The 22,433-nt window shown below is 38.8% G+C and carries 26 protein-coding genes and 1 other RNA gene; 15 read left to right on the top strand and 12 right to left on the bottom strand.

The window, feature by feature from the left end; translation table 11 throughout:
* Nucleotides 1-5: 5 nt before the first annotated feature.
* Nucleotides 6-187: non-coding RNA, 6S RNA (gene ssrS, locus C228_RS14020), on the bottom strand.
* A 68-nt stretch (nt 188-255) separates the two neighbouring features.
* Nucleotides 256-576 (bottom strand): cell division protein ZapA, encoded by a 321-nt coding sequence (locus C228_RS0103075; RefSeq protein WP_018651236.1) that lies wholly within the window; start codon nt 574-576, stop codon nt 256-258.
* Nucleotides 577-652: 76 nt separating this feature from the next.
* Here C228_RS0103075 and C228_RS0103070 point away from each other — a divergent pair, with 76 nt between their 5' ends.
* From C228_RS0103070 to C228_RS0103055, 4 genes are all read left to right on the top strand, one after another.
* Nucleotides 653-1,204: a UPF0149 family protein gene (locus C228_RS0103070; RefSeq protein ID WP_018651235.1), complete on the top strand. Its 552-nt coding sequence runs from the start codon at nt 653-655 to the stop codon at nt 1,202-1,204.
* 105 nt (nt 1,205-1,309) lie between these two features.
* Nucleotides 1,310-2,374, top strand: a complete 1,065-nt coding sequence (gene hemE / locus C228_RS0103065; RefSeq protein ID WP_018651234.1) for a uroporphyrinogen decarboxylase — start codon at nt 1,310-1,312, stop codon at nt 2,372-2,374.
* 119 nt (nt 2,375-2,493) lie between these two features.
* Nucleotides 2,494-3,084 carry a YjaG family protein gene (locus C228_RS0103060; RefSeq protein WP_018651233.1) on the top strand — a complete coding sequence of 197 codons (591 nt, stop codon included), beginning with the start codon at nt 2,494-2,496 and terminating at the stop codon, nt 3,082-3,084.
* A gap of 117 nt (nt 3,085-3,201) precedes the next feature.
* The gene (locus tag C228_RS0103055) at nt 3,202-3,492 is read left to right on the top strand and encodes an HU family DNA-binding protein (protein ID WP_256867193.1); all 291 of its coding nucleotides are present in this window, start codon (nt 3,202-3,204) and stop codon (nt 3,490-3,492) included.
* Nucleotides 3,493-3,555: 63 nt separating this feature from the next.
* On the opposite strand, the gene C228_RS0103050 is transcribed toward C228_RS0103055, so the two are convergent.
* A complete protein-coding gene (locus tag C228_RS0103050) occupies nt 3,556-4,407 on the bottom strand; it encodes a thymidylate synthase (protein WP_018651232.1) in 852 nt (283 codons plus the stop codon).
* An 86-nt stretch (nt 4,408-4,493) separates the two neighbouring features.
* Between C228_RS0103050 and C228_RS0103045 the strand changes: the two genes are divergently transcribed.
* Together C228_RS0103045 and bioB are read left to right on the top strand one after the other, a co-directional pair.
* Nucleotides 4,494-5,063, top strand: a complete 570-nt coding sequence (locus C228_RS0103045) for a hypothetical protein (protein ID WP_018651231.1) — start codon at nt 4,494-4,496, stop codon at nt 5,061-5,063.
* 86 nt (nt 5,064-5,149) lie between these two features.
* The gene (bioB, locus tag C228_RS0103040; protein WP_018651230.1) at nt 5,150-6,160 is read left to right on the top strand and encodes a biotin synthase BioB; all 1,011 of its coding nucleotides are present in this window, start codon (nt 5,150-5,152) and stop codon (nt 6,158-6,160) included.
* Nucleotides 6,161-6,211: 51 nt separating this feature from the next.
* Here bioB and cspE read toward each other — a convergent pair whose 3' ends face one another.
* Nucleotides 6,212-6,421 carry a transcription antiterminator/RNA stability regulator CspE gene (gene cspE, locus C228_RS0103035; protein ID WP_018651229.1) on the bottom strand — a complete coding sequence of 70 codons (210 nt, stop codon included), beginning with the start codon at nt 6,419-6,421 and terminating at the stop codon, nt 6,212-6,214.
* Nucleotides 6,422-6,784: 363 nt separating this feature from the next.
* On the opposite strand from cspE, the gene proQ reads away from it, so the two are divergent.
* From proQ to C228_RS0103010, 5 genes are all read left to right on the top strand, one after another.
* The gene (gene proQ / locus C228_RS0103030) at nt 6,785-7,333 is read left to right on the top strand and encodes an RNA chaperone ProQ (protein ID WP_018651228.1); all 549 of its coding nucleotides are present in this window, start codon (nt 6,785-6,787) and stop codon (nt 7,331-7,333) included.
* 93 nt (nt 7,334-7,426) lie between these two features.
* Nucleotides 7,427-9,439, top strand: a complete 2,013-nt coding sequence (gene prc / locus C228_RS0103025; RefSeq protein WP_018651227.1) for a carboxy terminal-processing peptidase — start codon at nt 7,427-7,429, stop codon at nt 9,437-9,439.
* Nucleotides 9,440-9,535: 96 nt separating this feature from the next.
* Nucleotides 9,536-11,128 carry a L,D-transpeptidase family protein gene (locus C228_RS0103020; protein ID WP_018651226.1) on the top strand — a complete coding sequence of 531 codons (1,593 nt, stop codon included), beginning with the start codon at nt 9,536-9,538 and terminating at the stop codon, nt 11,126-11,128.
* Between the two features lie 172 nt (nt 11,129-11,300).
* Nucleotides 11,301-11,855, top strand: a complete 555-nt coding sequence (mepK, locus tag C228_RS0103015) for a peptidoglycan L,D-endopeptidase MepK (RefSeq protein WP_018651225.1) — start codon at nt 11,301-11,303, stop codon at nt 11,853-11,855.
* A gap of 17 nt (nt 11,856-11,872) precedes the next feature.
* Entirely contained in the window at nt 11,873-12,502 is a 630-nt protein-coding gene (locus tag C228_RS0103010) for an MBL fold metallo-hydrolase (protein ID WP_018651224.1), read from the top strand.
* A gap of 3 nt (nt 12,503-12,505) precedes the next feature.
* Here the strand turns inward: C228_RS0103010 and C228_RS0103005 are convergent, their stop codons facing one another.
* From C228_RS0103005 to rsgA, 7 genes are all read right to left on the bottom strand, one after another.
* On the bottom strand, nt 12,506-13,258 hold the full coding sequence (locus C228_RS0103005) for an LPS biosynthesis choline kinase (protein WP_018651223.1): 753 nt from the start codon (nt 13,256-13,258) through the stop codon (nt 12,506-12,508).
* Nucleotides 13,255-13,629, bottom strand: coding sequence for a YcfL family putative periplasmic lipoprotein (locus tag C228_RS0103000; protein WP_018651222.1), 375 nt, complete (start codon nt 13,627-13,629; stop codon nt 13,255-13,257). The genes C228_RS0103005 and C228_RS0103000 overlap by 4 nt, the downstream gene beginning before the upstream one ends.
* A 1-nt stretch (nt 13,630) precedes the next feature.
* Nucleotides 13,631-13,993 (bottom strand): purine nucleoside phosphoramidase, encoded by a 363-nt coding sequence (hinT, locus tag C228_RS0102995; protein WP_014992006.1) that lies wholly within the window; start codon nt 13,991-13,993, stop codon nt 13,631-13,633.
* Between the two features lie 79 nt (nt 13,994-14,072).
* The gene (locus C228_RS0102990) at nt 14,073-14,903 is read right to left on the bottom strand and encodes a metal ABC transporter permease (RefSeq protein WP_018651221.1); all 831 of its coding nucleotides are present in this window, start codon (nt 14,901-14,903) and stop codon (nt 14,073-14,075) included.
* The gene (locus C228_RS0102985; RefSeq protein WP_018651220.1) at nt 14,896-15,750 is read right to left on the bottom strand and encodes a metal ABC transporter permease; all 855 of its coding nucleotides are present in this window, start codon (nt 15,748-15,750) and stop codon (nt 14,896-14,898) included. Before C228_RS0102985 ends, C228_RS0102990 begins: the two co-directional genes overlap by 8 nt.
* Nucleotides 15,751-16,344: a ribonuclease HII gene (gene rnhB / locus C228_RS0102980; RefSeq protein ID WP_018651219.1), complete on the bottom strand. Its 594-nt coding sequence runs from the start codon at nt 16,342-16,344 to the stop codon at nt 15,751-15,753.
* Nucleotides 16,345-16,356: 12 nt separating this feature from the next.
* The gene (gene rsgA / locus C228_RS0102975) at nt 16,357-17,391 is read right to left on the bottom strand and encodes a small ribosomal subunit biogenesis GTPase RsgA (protein ID WP_018651218.1); all 1,035 of its coding nucleotides are present in this window, start codon (nt 17,389-17,391) and stop codon (nt 16,357-16,359) included.
* A gap of 525 nt (nt 17,392-17,916) precedes the next feature.
* Here rsgA and C228_RS0102970 point away from each other — a divergent pair.
* Genes C228_RS0102970 through C228_RS0102955 form a run of 4 tightly spaced genes read left to right on the top strand, consistent with a single transcriptional unit; the run spans nt 17,917 to nt 21,116 of the window.
* Entirely contained in the window at nt 17,917-18,807 is an 891-nt protein-coding gene (locus tag C228_RS0102970; RefSeq protein ID WP_018651217.1) for a transcriptional regulator GcvA, read from the top strand.
* Entirely contained in the window at nt 18,808-19,485 is a 678-nt protein-coding gene (gene yjjG, locus C228_RS0102965) for a pyrimidine 5'-nucleotidase (protein ID WP_018651216.1), read from the top strand. It abuts the gene before it with no gap.
* A gap of 2 nt (nt 19,486-19,487) precedes the next feature.
* A complete protein-coding gene (gene cysB, locus C228_RS0102960; protein ID WP_018651215.1) occupies nt 19,488-20,471 on the top strand; it encodes an HTH-type transcriptional regulator CysB in 984 nt (327 codons plus the stop codon).
* Nucleotides 20,472-21,116 carry a hypothetical protein gene (locus tag C228_RS0102955; RefSeq protein ID WP_018651214.1) on the top strand — a complete coding sequence of 215 codons (645 nt, stop codon included), beginning with the start codon at nt 20,472-20,474 and terminating at the stop codon, nt 21,114-21,116.
* 80 nt (nt 21,117-21,196) lie between these two features.
* Here the strand turns inward: C228_RS0102955 and ansB are convergent, their stop codons facing one another.
* Nucleotides 21,197-22,246 (bottom strand): L-asparaginase 2, encoded by a 1,050-nt coding sequence (gene ansB, locus C228_RS0102950; protein ID WP_018651213.1) that lies wholly within the window; start codon nt 22,244-22,246, stop codon nt 21,197-21,199.
* Nucleotides 22,247-22,433 lie beyond the last annotated feature (187 nt).

The following is a 22,433-nucleotide window of genomic DNA, read 5'->3' as shown; positions in this document are numbered from 1 at the left end:
GAAAAGAAGAACCCGAAGTGCCGCCACCGGTGGTGGTCCTTGAACCAGACGGTTCAAGGGAGTCGAACTTAAGCGCCTTTAGGCTTCTTACTCAAGGTAAGCTTGCTCACCAGCGCTTAGATGTCCAACTCAAAGTTTTCAATTATCGGCTCAGGGACGTAACCAGTCACGCACACCTCAGGCAAGAGTTATACTAACGGAAATTGAGAATTTTTCCTAGTCTTGAATTTAGAAAAATTCGAAAACGATCAGCTTTTAAACATTTTCTTGATTAATTGCAATCGCTGCATTGGTCTGTAATTTATTCAATGAACTGTCAAGTTGCTGAATACAAGATTCTAATACGGCTTTATTATTCGCATTTTTTTGTTTTTCTTGCTCAAGTTCGTAATTTAGGTTTAACGCAACGATCGCTAAGACTTTTTCAAGTTGAATAATGCCGGATTGTTCTTTTAAGAGTGCTACGCGTTCTTCCAAACGTTGCGCGGAAGCAAGTAAATTGTGTTGTTGATCCGGTGGACAATGTAAACGAAGCACCTGCCCAAAAATTTGAACTTCAATATAATTTGCCGACATAGTCGCGAAATCCTCACAAGTAATATAAATTTTTTGCTATTATGCCATTCTTTAACAGAATCACAAATAAGACACTATGGCTATTACACAATCAAATGAATTTAATCAATTAATTGCGCAACTTCAAATTGCCGAAACAGCGGCGGAAGTGCATGGTTTTTTAAGCGGATTAATTGCAGGTGGTGTACAAGACGAATCTTGGAAAACCTTAACTTACCAGTTTTTAAATGACGGTCATGCCTTTTCTCAAGCACCTTTAGCGGCGTTAGCCGATTTTTATCAACAACTCAGCGAGAGTTTTGATGAGGCAAATACGTTATTTTCGCTTTGGACTTCGAATAATGAAGATGGTTTCGCACTAGCGGATGCGATTGCAGAGTGGACGAGCCAATTTTTATTAGGTTTAGGCTTAGCGCAACCCAAATTAAGTCGTGAGACGGATGAGATTGGTGAGGCTTTAGATGATTTAGAGGAAATATCTAAATTAGGTTACAATGAAGACGATGATAATAATGAATTGTTAGAGGCGGGGGAAGAAGTGGTTGAGTATCTTCGAGTGCTTACGCTCTTCTTGCACAGCCACTTTGCGTTGAATGTGAAAACAGCCGAAAAACCACAAATTCACTAATCCCAATGAGTTATATACAAGCGGTGACTTTGTGGCAAAATTTTGCAAATTTTTCGTGAAATTTAACCGCTTATTTGTAATAGAACAGATTACACAAGGAATATTATGAGCCAATTAAAAAATGATCGCTATTTAAAAGCACTATTACGCGAACCTGTGGATATGACACCGGTGTGGATGATGCGTCAAGCAGGGCGTTATCTGCCGGAATATAAAGCGACACGTGCAGAGGCCGGTGATTTTATGTCTTTATGCCGCAATGCGGATTTAGCCTGTGAAGTGACTTTACAACCGTTACGTCGTTATGCGCTGGATGCGGCGATTTTATTCTCTGATATTTTAACTATCCCGGACGCAATGGGCTTAGGTTTGAGTTTCGGCGCGGGAGAAGGTCCTAAATTTGCTCGTCCGATTGAAAATAAAGCACAGGTAGAAAACTTACCGATTCCGGATCCGGAAGGTGAATTGCAATATGTAATGAATGCTGTGCGTACGATTCGCCGTGAATTAAAAGGCGAAGTACCGTTAATCGGTTTCTCCGGTAGCCCATGGACATTAGCTACTTATATGGTGGAAGGCGGATCAAGCAAGGCGTTCACCAAAATCAAAAAAATGATGTATGCGGATCCGCAAATTTTACACGCATTATTAGATAAATTAGCGGATAGTGTGATCTTATATTTAAACGCACAAATCAAAGCCGGCGCGCAAGCGGTGATGGTTTTCGATACTTGGGGCGGCGTATTGGCGCATAACGAATACAAAGAATTTTCGTTACGCTATATGCACAAAATCGTGGACGGTTTGATTCGTGAAAACGACGGTAGAAAAGTACCGGTAACCTTATTTACTAAAAGCGGCGGTTTATGGTTGGAAGCGATTGCGGAAACCGGCTGTGATGCGGTAGGTTTAGACTGGACGATTGATATTGCTGATGCTCGTCGTCGTGTCGGACACAAAGTTGCGCTACAAGGTAATATGGATCCGAGTGTATTGTATGCACAACCGGAACGTATTGAGCAGGAAGTGAAACAAATCTTAGCCGGTTTCGGTCAAGGCTCCGGTCATGTGTTCAATCTCGGACACGGGATTCATCAAGACGTGCCGGAACATAGTCCGAAAGTATTTGTGGATGCGATTCACGAGTATTCAAAGCAATACCATAAGTAATCTCACAGCCGGTTTGTCTTAAACAAGCGGTTAAATTTCGGGAATATTTTGCAAAAAATTATGAAAATCCGACCGCTTGTATTTTGGGAAATCAGTTTAGCTTAACGAAAGAGGGAAAAATGAGAAATCCTATTCATAAACGTATGGAACGTTTTGAGTCTTGGCAACATCTAACGTTTATTGCGTGCCTTTGCGAAAGAATGTATCCGAACTATCAGCTGTTTTGTGAAGTAACCGAACAGCCGGAAAAAACCAAGGTATTTCAAAATATTCTGAACTTAGTTTGGGAGTTTTTGATGGTTAAAGGCGCAAAAATTAACTTTGATAATCAGCTGGAAAAGTTAGAAGAAATTATTCCGGATGTGAACGATTATGACTTTTTTGGTGTCCTACCCGCACAAGAGGCGTGCGAAGCGCTTTCGGAATTATTACACAGTTTAATTGCCGGCTCGACTTTAGAACAAGCAATTCGCATTAGCCAAATTTCATTAGGTACGGTGGCAAGCTATTTAGAAATGCAGCAAGACCGTGAATTAAATGAACAAGAGCTTAAAAATGCGGAAGAAATTCAAGATGAACTTGATGTACAGTGGCAAGTTTATCGTTTGCTCAATGAGTGTGAAGAACGTGATATTGAACTCATTCTTGAATTAAAAAATGAGATTCGTAGTAGCGGAATTAGCAATATTGGGTTAAAATTTAACCAATAAATCAACATCCCCACAGAATGATGCATTATTCGCTTTGAGAATATCTCAGTTTGAATTAAGCTAGCGGGGCTTTATGCAACAAGTTTCAGGCGGGTCAACGCCATTTATCTAAATAAAATCTTAGAGGATACAATTATGAACAAAACTGAGTTAATCGATGCAATCGCTGCAGGTGCAGAGTTAAGCAAAAAAGATGCTAAAGCAGCATTAGAAGCTACTTTAGAAGCAATCTCTGAAAGTCTCAAAAAAGGCGATGCAGTTCAATTAATCGGCTTCGGTACGTTTAAAGTAAATGAGCGTAATGCACGTACTGGTCGTAACCCACGTACTGGTGAAGAGATCAAAATCGCAGCAGCTAAAGTACCAGCGTTCGTTGCAGGTAAAGCATTAAAAGATTTAGTGAAATAATTCTTTTTAAGATTTCAAAAAAAGCCTAGACTATAAAAGTTCTAGGCTTTTTTATTGCTGTTTTTAGACGGCAAACGGATACTGAATACTTGGATGATATTCGTAGCCTTCTACTTTGAAATCATCAAGAGTTACCCACGTTTCTAAATCTTCCAATGACTTAATTTCCGGATTTATCCAAAGTTTAGGTGCACTTAGCGGTTCTCTTTTTAGTTGTACATCACGCATTAATTCCAGCTGATCTTCGTAGATATGTGCATTTACGATCTTGTGGAATGCTTGTCCCGCTTTATGCTCGGTAATTTGTGCCATTAAAGCTAAGAATGTGTAACATTGAATCATATTCCAGTTTAAACCTAACGGCACATCGGCAGAACGCTGGGTACTGTTAAGATAAAGTGTACCGTCTAAAAGTGAGAAATGGTGGCTATATAAGCATGGACGTAAACAGCCCATATGAAATACACCCGGATGATAAAAGGTATAAATTTCGCCTCGATTATCTACGCCTTTTTTTAGGTCATCGACAATTTGATGTAGTAAATCAACCGAGCCACCGTCAGGCTTAGGGAAATTACGTCCTACCGCACCGTAAACCAATCCCATATCATCTTCGCCTTTACGGTATGGATTTGCTAGCCAAGCCGCATTTTGATTGGCATTCGCATCCCATGATTTTGTACCCAGATTACGGAAATCAGCCGCATTATCGTAACCGCGAATATAGCCGAGTAATTCGGCAATTGCTGCTTTCCAGAAGCTGTGGCGTGTAGTGACTAACGGAAATTCACCATTAGCAACATCATAAGTTAAATCTGCATTGATAACGGTTAAACAACGCTTACCAGTACGCTTATTCTCTACCCATTTCCCTTCGTTTACGATACGATGACATAAATCTAAATACTGTTTCATGATTACCTCTTAAAAAAACTTAGGTAATTTTGCCATTTATTCGTTAAAATAGATAATAAATTTTATAAAGCGATAAGGAGTGCGATATGAAAAACATCATTAAAACTATGTTGGTTGGTTTAACCTTAGCCGTATTAGCCGCTTGTTCTACAAAAAGCGGTTGGACACGTTTAAGTGATTCTGAGATTGATCAAAAATCTTATGCGATTGCTTATGGCGCGACTGCACAAACTTACGCTGATCGAGTAAATGAGCGTTACGATATTGATTCGTTTATGAATGGGGTAAATGACTGGTACAGTAAAAAAGTGAAAATGCCGGTTGAACAGATTCGCGCGATGATTTTAAATCGTATGATGGATCACAATATCTATGTCTATTATAGTGGCGTGCTTTATGCTGCCGATTTACAAGGTAATTTTAACCATTTAGATCCGGAATGTTGGAACTTGGTTCAAACACCAAGCATGAGCCAAGGTATTCATGATGCAATGTTAGATATTCAAAAAAACAAAGTACGTAGTGATGAATATATCCATAACGGTGTTGAACAGATTCTCCACCTTTGCGTAAAGACTATGGCGGAAGATAAGAATGAAGCTAAAGCCAAACCTACAAAAGTGAAAGGTGCTAAAGCTAACAAGTCTGCGAAATAATGAATGGCTTAAGCGGTCAATTCTCTCTAAAATTTTGCAAAAAATGGAGAGAATTTGACCGCTTCTTTGTAGTTAAAGGAGACAAGATGACAACTTATAATTTACGTTTAAAGGCAAAGAGTGAGTTAACTCCACATCCGACAGCACAATATTGGCGAAAATGTCAAGTGGAGGAATTGTTTGCAATGCCTTTTATGGAACTGGTATTTAAAGCGGCGCAAGTACATAGAGAAAATTTTGATCCGCAAGCCATTCAACTTTCTACATTGCTTTCGATTAAAACTGGTGGCTGTCCGGAGGAATGTGAATATTGTCCTCAATCCGCTCGTTATGACACCAGCCTTGAGAAACAAGTGATGATGGATGTTGAAGAAATTATTGAGAAGGCAAAAATTGCTAAGGCGAGAGGGGCGAGCCGTTTTTGTATGGGGGCGGCTTGGCGAGGTCCTAAACCAAAAGATATCAAAGCCGTTTCCAATATTATCAGTGAGGTGAAGTCATTAGGTTTAGAAACGTGCGGTACTTTCGGTTTGCTTGAAGAAGGTATGGCGGAAGATTTAAAAAAAGCCGGTTTGGATTATTACAATCATAATTTGGATACTGATCCGGAACGTTATAATAAAATCGTTCATACACGTAATCATGATGATCGTATGGATACACTCGGTAAAGTGCGCCACGCCGGTTTAAAAGTGTGTTGCGGCGGTATTGTCGGTATGAACGAAACGCGTTCAGAACGTGCAGGACTTATCGCAAGTTTGGCAAATCTTGATCCCCAGCCGGAGAGTGTGCCGATTAACCAACTGATTAAAGTCGAAGGTACGCCATTGGAAAATGCCGAAGATCTGGATTGGACTGAGTTTGTTAGAACAATTGCGGTTGCCCGTATTACTATGCCGAAAAGCTATGTACGATTATCTGCCGGTAGAACAGCAATGCCAGAAGCGATGCAGACTTTGTGCTTTATGGCGGGGGCCAATTCTATTTTCTATGGTGAAAAACTATTGACCACTTGCAATCCTGGAGAAGATTCCGACCGCTTGTTAATGGATAAATTGGATTTATATCCGTTGTCGTATGAACCTAGTGAGGTATAAGAAAAAAGCCAGCAAAAGCTGACTTTAAAATTTTATATAAGCATTTTTAAATTAAAGTGCTTTTACATTTACCGCTGATGGGCCACGATCAGAATCTTGTACTTCAAATTCAACTTTTGCACCTTCTTCTAAGGTACGGAAGTTTGAACCAACGATACCAGAGAAGTGAACGAAAATATCTTTACCGCCCTGCTCTGGAGTGATAAAACCGAAACCTTTAGTTGAATTGAACCATTTAACGACACCTGTTGCTTTAGACATAGGATTTTCCTTATAAAAATTTGATAAAAAGAATTGCTACACGTTTATTTGGAGATTAGAGATTGATCGGTGAAGAACTCTCAGAAAATCGGAATGATTTATAGAAAGGAAAACAACAAGAAAGAATCGGACTAATAACTCTACGAGAGCGGGCTGATTAGAACACTAATTAATCATTAAAGCAAATGTTTTTTTAAATTATTTATGAAACCTGAAGGAATATTCTTGTCTAACATGGACTCGTAATGGAAAGATTTTGATTTTATATGGACTAGCCTCACTAAATAAAATATAGTAACGAGTCGAGGTTTCATATTAAACTAAACATTTATCTAGACTTAAATTTTTAATAGAGAAAACATTATGTCAGAACAACAAGTAAAAACGCAAAACGGTAGCAAAACAAATCCAAGTGTGAAAGAAGTAATTGCTTATTTAGCGAATAAATTCCCACTTTGTTTTAGTATTGAAGGAGATGCTAAGCCATTAAAAGTCGGTCTTTTTCAAGATTTAGCCGAAGCTCTGGTAAATGATGAAAAAATCAGTAAAACATTATTACGTCAAGCATTACGTACTTATACGATGAGCTGGCGTTATCTTGCTGCTTGTACAGCTAATGCGCAACGTGTCGGTCTACAAGGTGAATCGACCGGTATTGTTGATGAAGCACAAGCTGAACATGCCGCACAGTCATTAGCGGTTGCTAAAGAAGCTTACGCTGCTCGTAAAGCGGAACAGAGAAAAGAACAGCGTAAAGAATTCTTTAAGAAAAAAGCACGTGAAGAAAAAGCGAAAAAGCGTGTTGATGTACGTGTGAAAAAAACACCTCGTATTTCTAAAGAAGTTTCAGCAAAAGCAACAGCAGAAAGCCTTGCTGCATTAACGAAAAAATTTAGTAAAGGTAATAAATAATTCTAGTCTTTAAGTTATAAGGATAAGCGATGGATTCATAAACATCGCTTATCCTATTTACTTGGGCATATCTCATAATGAATTAGGATTTTTATGAAAATTAATAAGCTTAGCCGACTCATTGCATTATGTCTTGGTTCCATGATTAGCACTGCATTTGCAGTTGAACCACAGATTAAGGAAAGTGCATTAGTCATTCCTAAACCAACAGAGCAACATAGTCTTTCTACTAAACGTGTTACCGCACGTTTAACCCAGTCTCATTACCACAAATTTAAATTGGATGATGAGTTTGCAAATAAGATTTTTAATCGTTATATCAATTGGTTAGATGGCTCGCATAATACTTTTTTACAATCTGAAATTGATGCGATGCGTGCAAAATACGCAACAAAGCTAGATGAAGAATTGTATAAGGGTAAATTAGATTCAGCATTTGAAATCTATGATCTTATGACAAAGCGTCGCTATGAACGCTATAAATATGCCCTTTCACTTTTAGATAAAGAACCTGATTTAAAAGGTACGGATCAAATTGAGAATGAGCGTGATAAAGCACCTTTCCCAACTACCACGGAAGAAGCGGATAGATTGTGGGAACAGCGTGTTAAAAATGACATTATCAACTTGTACCTTAAAGACAAAAAATGGCCGGAAATTAAGAAAACGTTAACTAAACGTTATAACTTGGCAATTAAGCGTCTTACACAGGTAAAAGCGGATGATATTTTACAAACGTATCTAAATGCGTTTGCGCGTGAAATTGATCCGCATACCAGTTATTTATCACCTAGAGCGGCTAAAGCATTCCAAGAAAGTATGAATCTTTCATTAGAAGGTATCGGTGCGACACTTGCAATGGAAGATGATGTTACTTCGATTAAATCGTTGGTGCCGGGGGCGCCGGCTGCTCGCAGCAAGAAGATTGCAGTTGGCGATAAGATCGTCGGTGTAGGTCAAGAAAAAGGTGAAATTGAAGATGTAATTGGCTGGCGTTTAGATGACGTTGTTGACAAAATTAAAGGTAAAAAAGGCAGTAAGGTTCGCTTAGAAATTGAGCCGGAAAAAGGCGGAAAAACGAAAATTATTACTTTAACTCGTGATAAAGTGCGTCTAGAAGATAGCGCAGCGAAGTTAACCGTTGAGAAAATTGCAGGTAAAAACATTGCGGTTATCAAAATTTCGACATTCTATATTGGATTAACCAATGATGTACGTAAATTATTAGATGATATGAAAACCAAAAAAGCTGACGGTTTGATTATCGATTTACGTGAAAATGGTGGCGGCTCATTAACGGAAGTAGTGGAATTAACAGGATTATTCATTAAAGATGGTCCGGTTGTTCAAGTTCGTGATGCTTTCAACCGAATCAAAGTTCACGAAGATCCAGAGGCGGATAAATCACTTTATGATGGCAAAATTATGGTCATGATTAACCGTCATAGTGCATCGGCATCGGAAATTTTTGCAGCGGCAATGCAAGATTACAATCGTGCAATTATCGTTGGGCAACAAACCTTTGGTAAAGGAACGGTGCAACAAAGCCGTTCATTGAATTTTGTGTACGACTTAGATCAAGAACCATTAGGCTTTATTCAATATACGATTCAGAAATTCTATCGTATTGATGGTGGAAGCACTCAGCTAAAAGGTGTTGAGGCAGATATCAAGTTCCCTGAAATAATTAATGCGGAGAAGACTGGCGAAAGCTTTGAGGATAATGCATTGCCATGGGACAAAATTCCGGCAGCGGCTTATCATGCGGCAGGTCATGCGCGTGATGCAGTTTCCAGTTTGACAGCTAAACATGAAGAGCGTATTGCAAAAGATCCTGAATTTATCGCATTAAATGAAGATATTGCAATTCGTAAAGAAAGGGAGGCGCGTAAGTTTACCTCACTTAACTTAGCAGAGCGCCAAAAAGAATATAAATCGGATGAAGCGAAACGCTTAAAAGATCTGAATGCTCGTTTTGCACGAGAAGGTAAAAAGCCATTAAAAGATATTGATGCGTTACCTAAAGATTATGAAGCGCCGGACTTCTTTTTGAAAGAAGCTGAGAAAATGATGGTCGATTGGCTAGAAATTGATAAAAAGTCATAAAATCAATTATAATATATTAATTCAGCTGCCGCTTAACCAGAGTTAAGCGGTCTGTTTTTTTATTACTTTTTACAATCTCGGGTCTAAGGATTTAGTATGAATAAGGTGAAAACCTTTAAATTGTTGCCGGTTCTTATGTTTTCTGGCATGGCTATGGCGGAAATCGCTCCGGTTACAACGGGTGTGTCTGAGCAATCAGCCTCGGTTGTCTCGGTCGGGCAATCAAATGTTGTTGCAGCGCCTATTGCGCAAGATGCAATTTTACCTCAATTAAGTTTTGCTGCTCAGCAGGCTCGTGCCGCGGAATTAGCAAAACGTGCGGATTATGTATTCAAACAAGAACAAATTCGCCAAGAAGAAGCTAGAAAGTTAGCGGAAGCAGAAGCAAAAGTGCAGCAAACAGTAGGTGCTAATATATTACTGTTAAGTAAAACAACTGCTAAAGTTTATTTAGATAATGCTTTTGTGAATATGTGGAATGATAAAGCAGCAGAAAAGCAATTTATCAAAGAATATGCTCTGTTGGCTGTGAGTGGTGTATCAGCTAAATCGGCAAAAGCGTTACAACAGATACTAAGCCAACCGGAAGGTTCGGCTCGTGATATGTTATTAACGGATAGCTTTTTAGATTATCTGTACTATAACAAAAATGTGTTTAAAAATGCGAACCAGTGGCTATATAACCTAGGCAGTTACACGCCGAAAGCGCCAAGTGCTGAGCTGGTTAATCAATGGGTAAATGCCGTACAAGAAGGACGTTCAGATCAATTTATTGCTAATTTAGTGCCTCAAAACCACATTTATCAAGAAACTGCACAACGTGTATTATTGATGTCAGCATCAGATAATGCGAAAAAGGCAACCAAAGCCAAGCAAGCAAAAACGGCTGAAGCAGAGGCAACGACAGGTAATGATACGTTCTATAAATTAGCTTTGAATGCACAGCGTTTACGTATTATCCCAAGTTTTAATAACGGTATTTTCGTGAATATTCCTAGTTATCAGCTATTTTACTTCCGTGATGGTCAGCTAGCGCTACAATCTAAGGTGATTGTTGGGCGTGATGATCGTCGTACGCCAGTAATGTATAGTAAGTTAAGTAATATAGTGGTTAATCCGCCTTGGAATATTCCGCCGACAATTTTGACTAAAGATATTATTCCGAAGCTAGCTAAAAAACCAGGATTTGCGGATTCTGCTGGCTATGAAATTTTTGATGGAAAAGGTAATAAAATTAATCCTCGTAGCGTGAACTGGTCGCAATATGTGAATAGTAAGAATATTCCTTATCGTATTCGCCAAAAAGCAGGGGATGATAGTGCATTAGGTCGTTTTAAATTTAATATGCCAAGTTCGGATGCGATTTATTTACATGATACACCAAACCGTAGTCTATTCGGTAAAACGGATCGAGCGTTAAGTTCCGGGTGCGTACGTGTTGAGCGTTCAGATGATTTAGCAAGTATCTTATTAAAAGAAGCTGGCTGGAGCATGGACAAAAAACAAAAAGTATTAGCAAGTCAGAAAACAACTTCTGCGAATATTCGTTCGGATAATCCGGTTTATTTATACTATGTTACTGCATGGGTAGAGAACGGTAAGGTATATACATTACCTGATATCTATAAATTTGATACGGCAATTCCGAAGAATGCAGTGAATTGGAGCAAAGTGAAAAGTGTGATCTAATTCACAAATATAAAAATTTCTGAGAAGTAAGGCTTGCTTCTCGGAACTTTATTTTTTAGAGTGAGTCGAAGGGGCTTATTAATAATAAGCCTTTATTTATGGCTGATAGTAAATTATTTTGAGATTGAGTAATCTACTATCAATCATTACTTGTGATAATGAGGAAAGTTCAATGAATCAAACCAATGTTCAACGCCGTAAGTGGTTGTCACTCGGTGGTCTTGTTTTAGGGGCAAGTTTATTGCCTGGTAAAGTGATGGCAGCACTTTCAACCCCAGCTCCGTTATCGTTACGTTTCCGGAATATTAATACGGGCGATACTTATGCAGCTAAATTTCATGGTGGGCATTTGTCGGTGGCGGATTTACATCAATTAAATTACTTAATGCGTGACCGACACACAAACCAAATTAAACGCATTGACCCGATGTTGTTTGTGAAATTAAATCAAATTCAACAACGTTTAGGTTTTCGTAATGCGGAAATTTTAGTGTTAAGCGGTTATCGTTCAGCTCAAACGAACGCAAGAATGCATAGAACGCAGCGTGGCGTAGCAAGCAATAGTTACCATATTCGTGGACAAGCAGTTGACTTTAGAGTATCTGGCATACCGCTTGCAAAAGTGAAAGCAGCTGCAGAGAGCTTATATAATGGCGGGGTTGGTTATTATCCTCGTAGTAATTTTGTTCATGTAGATACCGGTCCTGTTCGTACTTGGCGTGGTTAGGTAAGCGGTCAAATTTTATGTTTAATTTACAAATTATCCCGGTAAGTGCTTTTCAGCAAAATTGTAGTGTTATTTGGGATGATAATAAGAATGCCGCAATTATTGATGCGGGTGATAATGCGGATAAAATCATTCAGTTTGTTGAATCACAAAACTTGAATGTACAAAAATTGTTACTTACACACGGTCATTTAGATCATATTATGGCGGTTGAAAAAGTACGAGATCGCTTTGGTGTAGAAGTGTATGGTTCTCATATTGATGATAAGCCGTTATTTGAACAACTACCGCGAATGTGTGAAATGTTCGGTCTTCCTCTGGTGAAAGCATTTTTACCGGATTATTGGTTAAATGAAAATGATGTAGTTGAAGTAGGTTCATTACGTTTTAGCGTTCGTCATTTGCCAGGGCATGCGCCGGGACATATCGGTTTTTTTGATTTTGAAAATAAAATCGCTTTTAGCGGTGATGTGTTATTTAAAGACAGTATTGGACGTACCGACCTTTATATGGGTAATTTAGATGTGTTACTCAATACGATTCGTACCAAAATGTTTGATTTGGATGATGATTTTGTTGTCGTTGCTGGTCATGGTTCTCACACCACAATCGGGCGTGAGAAACTGCATAATCCATTCTTAAAATAGTTTTTATGGTTCAAGAATTGCAAACCATAATTGATTTAACTGATTAATGGCAGAATGATATTCTGCCATTTTTTGTTTAAAGCCTTTCTCATCAAATTTTGTTGCTTGTAGATACAAGCGAAGAAACTCAGCTTGTTGTTGCTCGTTGAGTATCTGAGCATTTGCACTAAAGAGCATAGCAATCTCTAATGCCGGATCCGACACGGCACTATATTCCCAATCAATCAGATATAAGCGGTCATTTTTTTCAATAAAATTACCTAAATGTAGATCATGATGACAGATTGCCAGTGTAAAAGGCTGAATCGTTTGAAATGGAGGACGAAATCTCAATACTGCTTGTTGTTGAACAGAGAGTTTTTGCCATAAAAATTGACAGCGCTCAGCAAGATCTAGTTTAGGCAATGATTTATCAATAGGAAAAAGATGTAATTGGGCAAGTTGTTGCGCTAATTGCTTTACTAATGATGAGCTGAAACGGTTAGGTATATCACCTTCAATCCAAGTCAATAGACTGGAAATTTTATTGTGATAATAGACCTTTGGCGTAAAGGGTAAGCAAGTTAAATAGTATAAAATTTGTGCTTCTTGAGCGTAATTAATCCCGAACGTAGTTGCTCGCTCATTTTGTTGGCGCAAAACAAATCGCTCGCCAGAGGCGAGCTGAATCTGTTGGCTACAAGCGGTCAAACCTGCTAAATTTTTGCGAAAAATGACTGCTTGTTGTTGGCTCTCAAGCCAAGCGAGGGCATTCATCGGCTACCACGTAAATAGACACGATAATTGCTACTTTCATTGGTCGGTTTTTCAAGCTTGAGTGGTTGTGACTGCTTGCTATTTATCCATAAATTTAACCAAGGTTGCGTTGATATATCATTAGCAGTTTGGGTAACCCCTTGGTTATCATACCAAAATAATTTATAGAATAAATTAAGCGGATGCTCAGTTAAATTCGTAACAGAGAGCCTTTCGCTTTCTGCATCGACTTTAACAAGAGTAGCAATTTGAGCTTCAATATTTACAACCGGTTCTGATTTCCCTTTGATATAACTTTGCGGATTACTGCCACAAGCGGTCAAAAAAAGCGAAAAAATTGCAAATAGCCAATAAGATTTTAAATGTTTCATATTATTTATTGCTTAACATTTTGCCTAAAGGTTCACCACCCACTAAATGCATATGAATATGGAATACTTCCTGACCACCATGTACATTACAGTTCATAATTAAACGGTAACCGTCTTCTGCAATGCCTTCTTCTTTTGCAATTTTCGCCGCAGCCGTAAATAAGCGACCTAATGCTAATTCATCTTCCGCTTCTACATGGTTTACGGTTGGAATTAATTTATTCGGCACGATTAGAATGTGAGTCGGTGCTTGCGGTGAAATATCACGAAATGCAGTGACTAATTCGTCTTGATACACGATCGAAGCAGGGATTTCTTTACGAATGATTTTACTGAAAATAGTTTCTTCGTAGTTTTTAGTCATAATAAGATTCCTTTTTATATAAGTTATAGATAATAATTCTCCATTGTTTTGCGCTAATTTGCAAATTTACACAACACTGTTAACGCCTGTGAGTCTTTAAACGGCTGAAACATAGTGCTAAAACAAAAAGACTGGACTGAATAAGAATAATTGTCGGGGCGGTTGCCGCATCAATATGATAGCTCAAGATCGTGCCGAAAACAGATGAGCTGATGGCAATTATCATCGCGATGACTAACATATAATCAAATCGGTTTGACAGTTGGTAGGCGGTAATTCCAGGGGCAATTAACATTGCAACAACCAGAATCACACCAACAACTTGCATCGCACTGATGATGGTTAACGCTAAGAGCGCAAGCAATCCGTAGTGTAGCCATTTGACCGGTAAACCGATAACTTTAGCATGGCTACTATCGAAGCAGTAGAGCAGAAAATCTTTGCGTTTGAAGATAATGATGCTAAAGGTTATCGCACAAATAATCATGGTCTGAATTAATTCGGCTTGAGTCACACCAAGCAAATTACCGAATAATAAGTGGGTAAGGTGTTGTTCGGTCGGTAGCGCGGTAAAAAGCACGATACCGAGCGCAAATAATCCGGCAAACATAATGCCCATAATAGTATCTTCTTTTAAACGAGAGTTTTCTTTGAGATAACCGACGGAAATCGCACAAAATAGTCCAGAGACAAATGCTCCGACCGCTAAAGGAAAGCCTAATAAGTTAGATACGACTACCCCCGGTAATACCGCGTGAGAAATCGCATCGCCCATCAATGACCAGCCTTTTAAAATCAAATAACAAGACAATACCGCACAAACAGAAGCGATTAATACCGCAGTAAACAAAGCGGTTTGCATAAATTCAAATTCAAAGGGCTCAACGAACCATAGAACTAACTCATTCATTGATAGCCTCCAAACGCTTACGTTTTTGGCTGATTAAACCGTATTTAGGCGCAAAGCAAAAAGCCAGTAAAAAGATAAAGGTCTGTAAGCAAACAATCATACCACCGGTCGCACCATTTAAAAAATAACTGAGATATGCACCGATTCCACTGCTGAGGCTACCGATAAGAATGGCAATAGTGACTAAACGAGGGAATCTGTCCGTTAGCAAATAGGCGGTTGCACCCGGGGTAACGACCATTGCAATCACTAAGATTGCGCCGACTGTTTGTAATGCTACCACGACACAAGCACTTAATAAGGTAAAGAATAAGATTTTGTAGCGAAGAGTAGAGAGTCCTACAGACAGCGCATGATATTCATCAAAAAAAGTGAGCAGTAGATCTTTCCAAAATAAGATAAGGCCGAGTAGTGATAAGCCAATGATGATCGTAACTTGCCATAAATCTTCATCTGCAATGCCAAGAATGTTGCCCATCACAATCGCATTAACATCAACAGAGGTAGGATTGAGTGACACAATAAACATACCCAGTGCAAAAAATGTGGTAAAGATAAAGCCGATAACCGCATCTTCTTTTATTCGAGTAATACTTTTCACCCATAAAATGGAAAGAGCAGCAAGAATACCGGAAAAAAATGCACCGAAAGCATAAGGAAGTTTTAACGCATAAGCGATAGCAACGCCCGGTACCACGGCATGTGAAAGGGCATCACCAATTAAAGACCAGCCTTTTAGCATTAAAAAGGCGGAGAGAAAAGCACAAACCACGCCAACGCCCATACTGATAAAAATCGCTTTTTGCATGTAGTTATATTGGAATGGTTCGAATAGTAGTTCTAACATTTATAAACCTAAGATTTTCTTCACTGGGGCGAAGCTTTTTCGGTGAAAAGGGGTTGCCCCAAATTGTTCCAGTTTTTCAAAATGTAGTTTAGTCGGATAGCCTTTATGCTTTGCAAAACCGTATTCCGGATATTGCATATCTAATTCATCCATTTCCTGATCACGTGCAACTTTAGCCAAAATTGAAGCTGCACTGATTTCGGCAACTAAACTATCTCCTTTTATGATCGCTTGTGCTGGCATCGGTAAAGTTGGAATACGATTACCGTCCACCAACACGAAATCGGGCTGAATATTTAATCCGGCAACCGCTCTCTGCATGGCGAGCATCGTTGCGTGTAAAATATTCAACTGATCGATTTCTTCCGGTTCGGCTCGCCCTAAAGACCAACAAAGCGCTTTTGCTTTAATTTCCTCCGCTAAAAGCAAACGCTTCTTCTCCGACAGTTTTTTAGAGTCAGCTAATCCCTCAATCGGATTATTCGGATCTAAAATAACGGCAGCGGTTACCACTGCACCGACTAGCGGGCCTCTACCGACTTCGTCCACACCTGCGATCAAGTGGGCATTAGGATAAATGAAATTTGTACTCATTACTATTGATTCTTATTCTTCCGTTCTAAAATGACGCTGACTTTTGGTTTCATCACGGCTTTCAATTAAGCGATGATAATTTTCAAATCGAATTGCATTAATTTCGCCTTTTTCGACCGCTTCTCTAACCGCACAACCTGGATCCGATTTATGTTTACAATCTCGGAATTTGCAAGTGCCTAATACCGATTGAAATTCACGATAACCAAGCGTGATTTGCTCCGGTTCTAAGTGCCATAAGCCGAATTCACGAATACCCGGTGAGTCAATCAAATTTCCCCCTTGCGGTAAATGGTATAAACGGGAAGATGTAGTCGTATGCTGACCTAAGCCCGAAATATCACTTACTGCACCGGTTAAGGCATTAACTTCCGGCAATAGTTGGTTGATTAGGCTCGATTTTCCTACCCCAGATTGACCGACAAAAATCGAAGTGCCGCATGATAAATAGCTGTCTAATTTATCCATGTTTTCACCGCTATCAGCAGATAGACAAAGGGTTTCATAACCGATATTTTCATAAATGGCTAGCTGCTTTTGGACTTCTGTCCGTTCTGATTCTGAGAGTAAGTCAATTTTATTTAACACGATAAGCGCAGGAATTTTAGCCATTTCACAAATCACTAAGTAGCGATCGATAATGTTGAGTGAAAGGGTGGGCAATATGGCCGAAACAATAATGATTTGATCGATATTCGCCGCCATTACTTTGATACCGTCATAATAATCAGGGCGACTTAACTCGTTTTTACGAGGATAAATTGCCTCAATAACGCCGCTGATACCTTGCAATTGCTCACTCCCTTGGCGCCAAGATACCTGATCGCCAACTACCACATTTTTTAAAGTACGGCGGAGATTACAGCGATAAATTTCACCTTGTTCTGTTTCGACATCGGCGTGCTTTGCATAGCGGGTAACCACAATACCTTGCTGAACTTCGCCCAGCATTTCGTCTTGCCATTCCAATTCAGATTTTGCGATTTTTTTATGATGGTTTGATTTGATTCTGCGTTGCTGATTTTGGGTAAGTCTACGTTTACTCAAAGTATTTCTCTTTAGTTAATAAAAATTCACTAAAAGGATACTACAAAATAGCGGGTTTATATAGCAAATGGACGAGGAAGTTAAGTTTTTTGAAATGATTGATAAAATTTTTTATTTTTTAGTCGAATAGATAAGAAATTTTAATGAAAATTCTCTTTATCCACTAGCGAGATTTATTCTTTCTGTTACAATGCGAGAATTCAAGACGAAAAAAAACCGCCCAAATCGGGCGGTTAATAAACCAAAAGGGTTCAAAATATACAGGAAGTGAAACGAGTAACTAAATGTTACTCTAGTCTAGTTTCCTAGACCAATATGCAAACACAACATCATACTTAAAAATCTGAAATAGTTAAATTAGCAAAAAATAGACTTTCCACTGTTTAACTATCACTATCCGTCTAAGTACGGCGCGCATTATAGTGATGTTAGACCAGTATGACAAGCTAAAAATTTTAATTTTAACTATCAAAAAAAATAATGCGATAGAAATGAGCTATCTACGGAAAAAAAGAATTATTACTTATGAATAAAAAACTTCCACCTTTAAACGCCTTAAAAGCATTTGAATCAGCTGCTCGCCATCTTAACTTTACTAAGGCAGCAGACGATTTATTTGTGACTCAAGCGGCGGTTAGCCATCAAATCAAATTATTAGAAGATTTTTTAGGCGTATCGTTGTTTCACCGTCGTAACCGACTTCTAGAACTCACCGAAATCGGTGCGCAATATTTTGAAGATATTCAACCGCTTCTTGAACAAATTGCCTGTGCAACGGAAAAGGTAAAACTTAAAAATAGCCGTCAAATTCTCTCAATTAGTACGACCCCTTCGTTTGGAATGCACTGGTTAGTGCCTCGTCTTAACGAGTTTCACAAAAAATATCCTGATATTGAAGTCCGTTTGACTACGGCTTCGCAAGATGAAGGTTTATTGGGTAAAGATATTGATGTAGCGATTTATTATGGAACAGGTAATTGGCAAAATCTTGAAGCGATCGAACTCGTACAAGCCCGCATTATGATTTTGGCTTCGCCGGAATATTTATGTGAAAATCCTATTAGTAAGCCGGAAGATTTAGAAGGGAAAAATTTAATTCATGTATGTTCTCATACCAAATGGAAACAAATGGCAGAACATCTTAGTTTAAATAATTTGGAGGCTGAATCAGGTCCAATGTATTCGAATACTTCAATGGGTATTCAAGCGGCTAAACATGGTCAAGGTGTTGTAGTAGCAAATAGAATCCTTGCTCAGAATGAAATTGAAGAAGGCTCTGTTATCGAACCTTTTGTGACAGACGTTTATGATGAAAAAGCATTTTATGTTGTTTACCCGCCGCAAATGAAAGAAGTGGAGAAAGTACAGCATTTTGTCGAATGGATTACGCATGAAATAGAAGGAAGCTACAAATAGATGAAATATCGTTGGATTTTATTTGATGCGGATGAAACGCTTTTTTCGTTTAATTCTTATGAAGGATTAAAAGCGATGCTTGCTCGTTATCATATTGATTTTAGTCGAGTAGATTATGAACAATTTCAAGCGGTCAATAAACCGCTTTGGGTGGCTTATCAAAATAATGAAATTACCGCAAAAGATATCCAAACTCGCCGTTTTGCTAAACTTTCAGCACAAACCGGTGTGGATGCGCTCCAACTGAATCAAGAACTTATGGCGGAAATGGCCATTGTCAGTAAACCGCTGAATGGGGTGATGGCAATGCTTAATCAGTTGTACGGTAAAGTCAAAATGGGAATTATCACTAATGGTTTTACCGAACTGCAACAGCAACGATTATTAAATACCGATACGCAACATTTTTTCGAATTTGTTGCCGTTTCGGAACAAATCGGTGCGGCAAAGCCGGATCGCCAAGTTTTTGAGTACGCTTTTGCTTTAATGGATGAGCCGGATAAGACTAAGATCTTAATGGTAGGTGATACGTTAGCTTCTGATGTTCTCGGGGGCAATAATGCCGGAATTGATACCTGTTGGTTTAATCATGCGGGAGTGGTGAATGATACCCAGATTCGACCGATTTATGAAATTACGAATATTGCCGAATTAATTGAAATCGTAAAAGGAAAATAGCAATGAAATTACAGCAATTACGTTATATTGTTGAAATTGTTAACCAAAATCTGAATATTACTGAAGCCGCTGAAACGCTCTATACTTCCCAACCTGGGATCAGTAAGCAAGTGCGTTTGTTAGAAAGTGAGCTAGGGATTAATATTTTTGAGCGAAATGGTAAACATATCAAAGGATTAACGCCTGCTGGAGAAAAAATTGTTGCGATTGCTCGAGAATTATTAGTCAAAGCACAGAGTATTAAATCGGTAGCGGAAGAGCAGACTCGTCCAAATCGTGGGGTATTGAGAATTGCGACCCCGAATACGCAAGCGCGTTATGTATTACCGCCGATTATTGAGAAATTTAAAACTAAGTATCCGGAAGTCAGCTTGCAATTACATCAAGGATCACCAAGCCAAATTTATGATGCGCTGATGGCAGGCGAAGTAGATCTCGCCATTACAACCGAAGCGCAGCATTTATTTGAAGATGCGATTTTATTGCCGTGTTACTTATGGAATCGTTCAGTAATTGTTAAACCGGATCATCCGCTAGCCAAATTTGCGAACCAAAGTCAGAACTTAACGGTCGAAGAACTAGGTAAATATGATCTGATCACTTATACTTTTGGGTTTACGGGGCAGTCGGATCTAGACCATGCATTTAATAAAGTAGGTATTCTGCCGCATATTGTGTTTACTGCAACAGATGCGGATGTGATTAAAACCTATGCACGTTTGGGCTTAGGTGTCGGGATTATGGCGTCAATGGCATATACCGAAGCGGATAGTGATTTGGTAGCAATAGATGCAAGCCATTTATTCCAATCAAGTATGACGCAAATTGCATTTAAACGAGGCACATTCCTACGTAATTATATGTATGATTTTATTAATTATTTCTCGTCGCATTTAACCAAAATGCAAGTAGAGAAAGCAGAACAATTACGAGAAAGTAATGCCATTCTTCGTTTGTTCGAAAGTACAAAATTAGAGGAAAAATAAATGAGTTTTTTAAAAAAAATTGCGCTTTCATTTTTTGTAATTTCTTCATTAATTTCAACCGCTTGGGCAGAAGATTTTAATATAAAATATAGCTCGAATTATTTAATGCCGGCTTATGTGCATTTTAAAAATGGAGCGGGTCAGTATTCGATTCAATCGAAAATTAATGTGCCGCTATATAACATTGTTTTCTCAGCGAAAGGGACAGAGCGTAACGGGCAATTTAATATGTTGAGCTACCGTGATACTCGTAATGGTAAAACCTATGCATTGGCAGAGATTGATTCAAGTACGGTTAAGTACGGTAAAGCGAAAGAGCCTTTAAAACAAGAAGCATTAACGATGCCGACATTCGACTTATTTACCACAGCATTTCAGTTGAGTTATTACGATCAATTACCAACGAGTTTTCAAACGACAAACGGTAAAAAGTTATACCCGACACTGAATGTGAAGTTAAATAAAGCTCAGAAAACGGTTAAAGTAAAAGGGCAAACTTATCAAGAAATTACTTATAGCTTTAAAACCAGCGATCAAAAAACGATTACTGTGAAAAAATATGTAGGTGAGAAATTCCCTCGTTATATTTCATACAATCGCGACGGCGATAACTATGAGTTAACCTTTGATAGCTTTGTAAAATAAGCGACAGTTACAAAAAGACAAGCGGTCTATTTTTCGCAAAATTTTGCAAGAAATAGACCGCTTGTGTTTATGGCTGAAAACTAGAAGTCTTCAAAATATTGTTGAATTGTGTTGATGTCTTTGGTTTGGGTTAAAGCAAGTTGTAATAGAATTCGTGCTTTTTGTGGATTTAGCGTGCCTGATGCCGCAAAGCCATATTTAGAATCATCCACTTCCGCATCACGAGTGGTATAGCCGGTTGGCACTCGTGAAGAACGAACTACTGCAACACCATTTTTCGCTGCTTGTTCAAGTAACGCTAAATTTGCCGCATTCATATTACCGTTACCGACACCTGCAACCACAATACCTTGATAACCAGCATCTAATAAGGCTTTAAGTGGCTCGGTCGGCATATTTGAATAAGCGTAGATAATACCGACTTTCGGCAGTTCATTTAGATTATCAACCTTAAATGGGGTATTTAGCGTGTGTTTGCTTTCCGGCGCACGTTCGTAATCGACTTTACTGTTATGAATATAGCCGAGCGTACCGAAGTTTGGCGAACTGAATGTTTGTACGGCGGTAGTGCTGGTTTTGGTTACGTCTCTTGCTCCTAGTACCACATCATTCATTGCGACTAACACACCACGTTTTGCCGATTTTTTATCTTTAGCCACTACAATTGAATTATATAAATTCAGAGGGCCGTCAGCGCTTTTTTCTGTCGCAGGGCGCATTGCACCGACCAGCACCACGGGCTTATCGCATTTTACCGTCATATCGAGGAAATATGCGGTTTCTTCCATCGTATCCGTTCCGTGCGTAATCACAAAACCATCCGTATTTTCACATTGGTGATTGATGGTTTTCGCTAATTTCAGCCACACTTCGTCACTCATATCTTGTGAGCCGATTTTGACTACTTGCTCACCTTTAATATTGGCGAGCGTTTTCATCTCCGGTACAGCTTCGATTAATGTATCGATGTTTAATTGCCCTGCTTGGTAGGCTGAACTCACAGAGCTTTGTCCGCTGCCAGCAATCGTTCCACCGGTTGCTAAAATAGTAATATCCGGCAATTCCGCCGCATACACACTCGAAATTGCCATAGAAAGAACAGCAGATAAAGCAAGTTTTTTGAGTTTCATATAAGCTCCTTAAGATTTTAAAAAGATAAAGAATTATCCCATGTAATCCTATGCAAATAGAAACGGTTACCACTTATTCTTTGATCTTGTTCACAAAAATTACTGCATCGAGCAAGCGGTCAAATTTTTCTTTTTTATTGCAAAATAAAGTTGTAAAAAATTGGTTAAATTTGACCGCTTGCTGATT

The organism is Actinobacillus capsulatus DSM 19761, from assembly GCF_000374285.1.
In the GTDB taxonomy this organism is placed as follows: Bacteria; Pseudomonadota; Gammaproteobacteria; order Enterobacterales; family Pasteurellaceae; genus Actinobacillus; species Actinobacillus capsulatus.
Note: the sequence above shows the minus strand (reverse complement) of the source record. Positions and strands in the feature narration are given on the sequence as shown.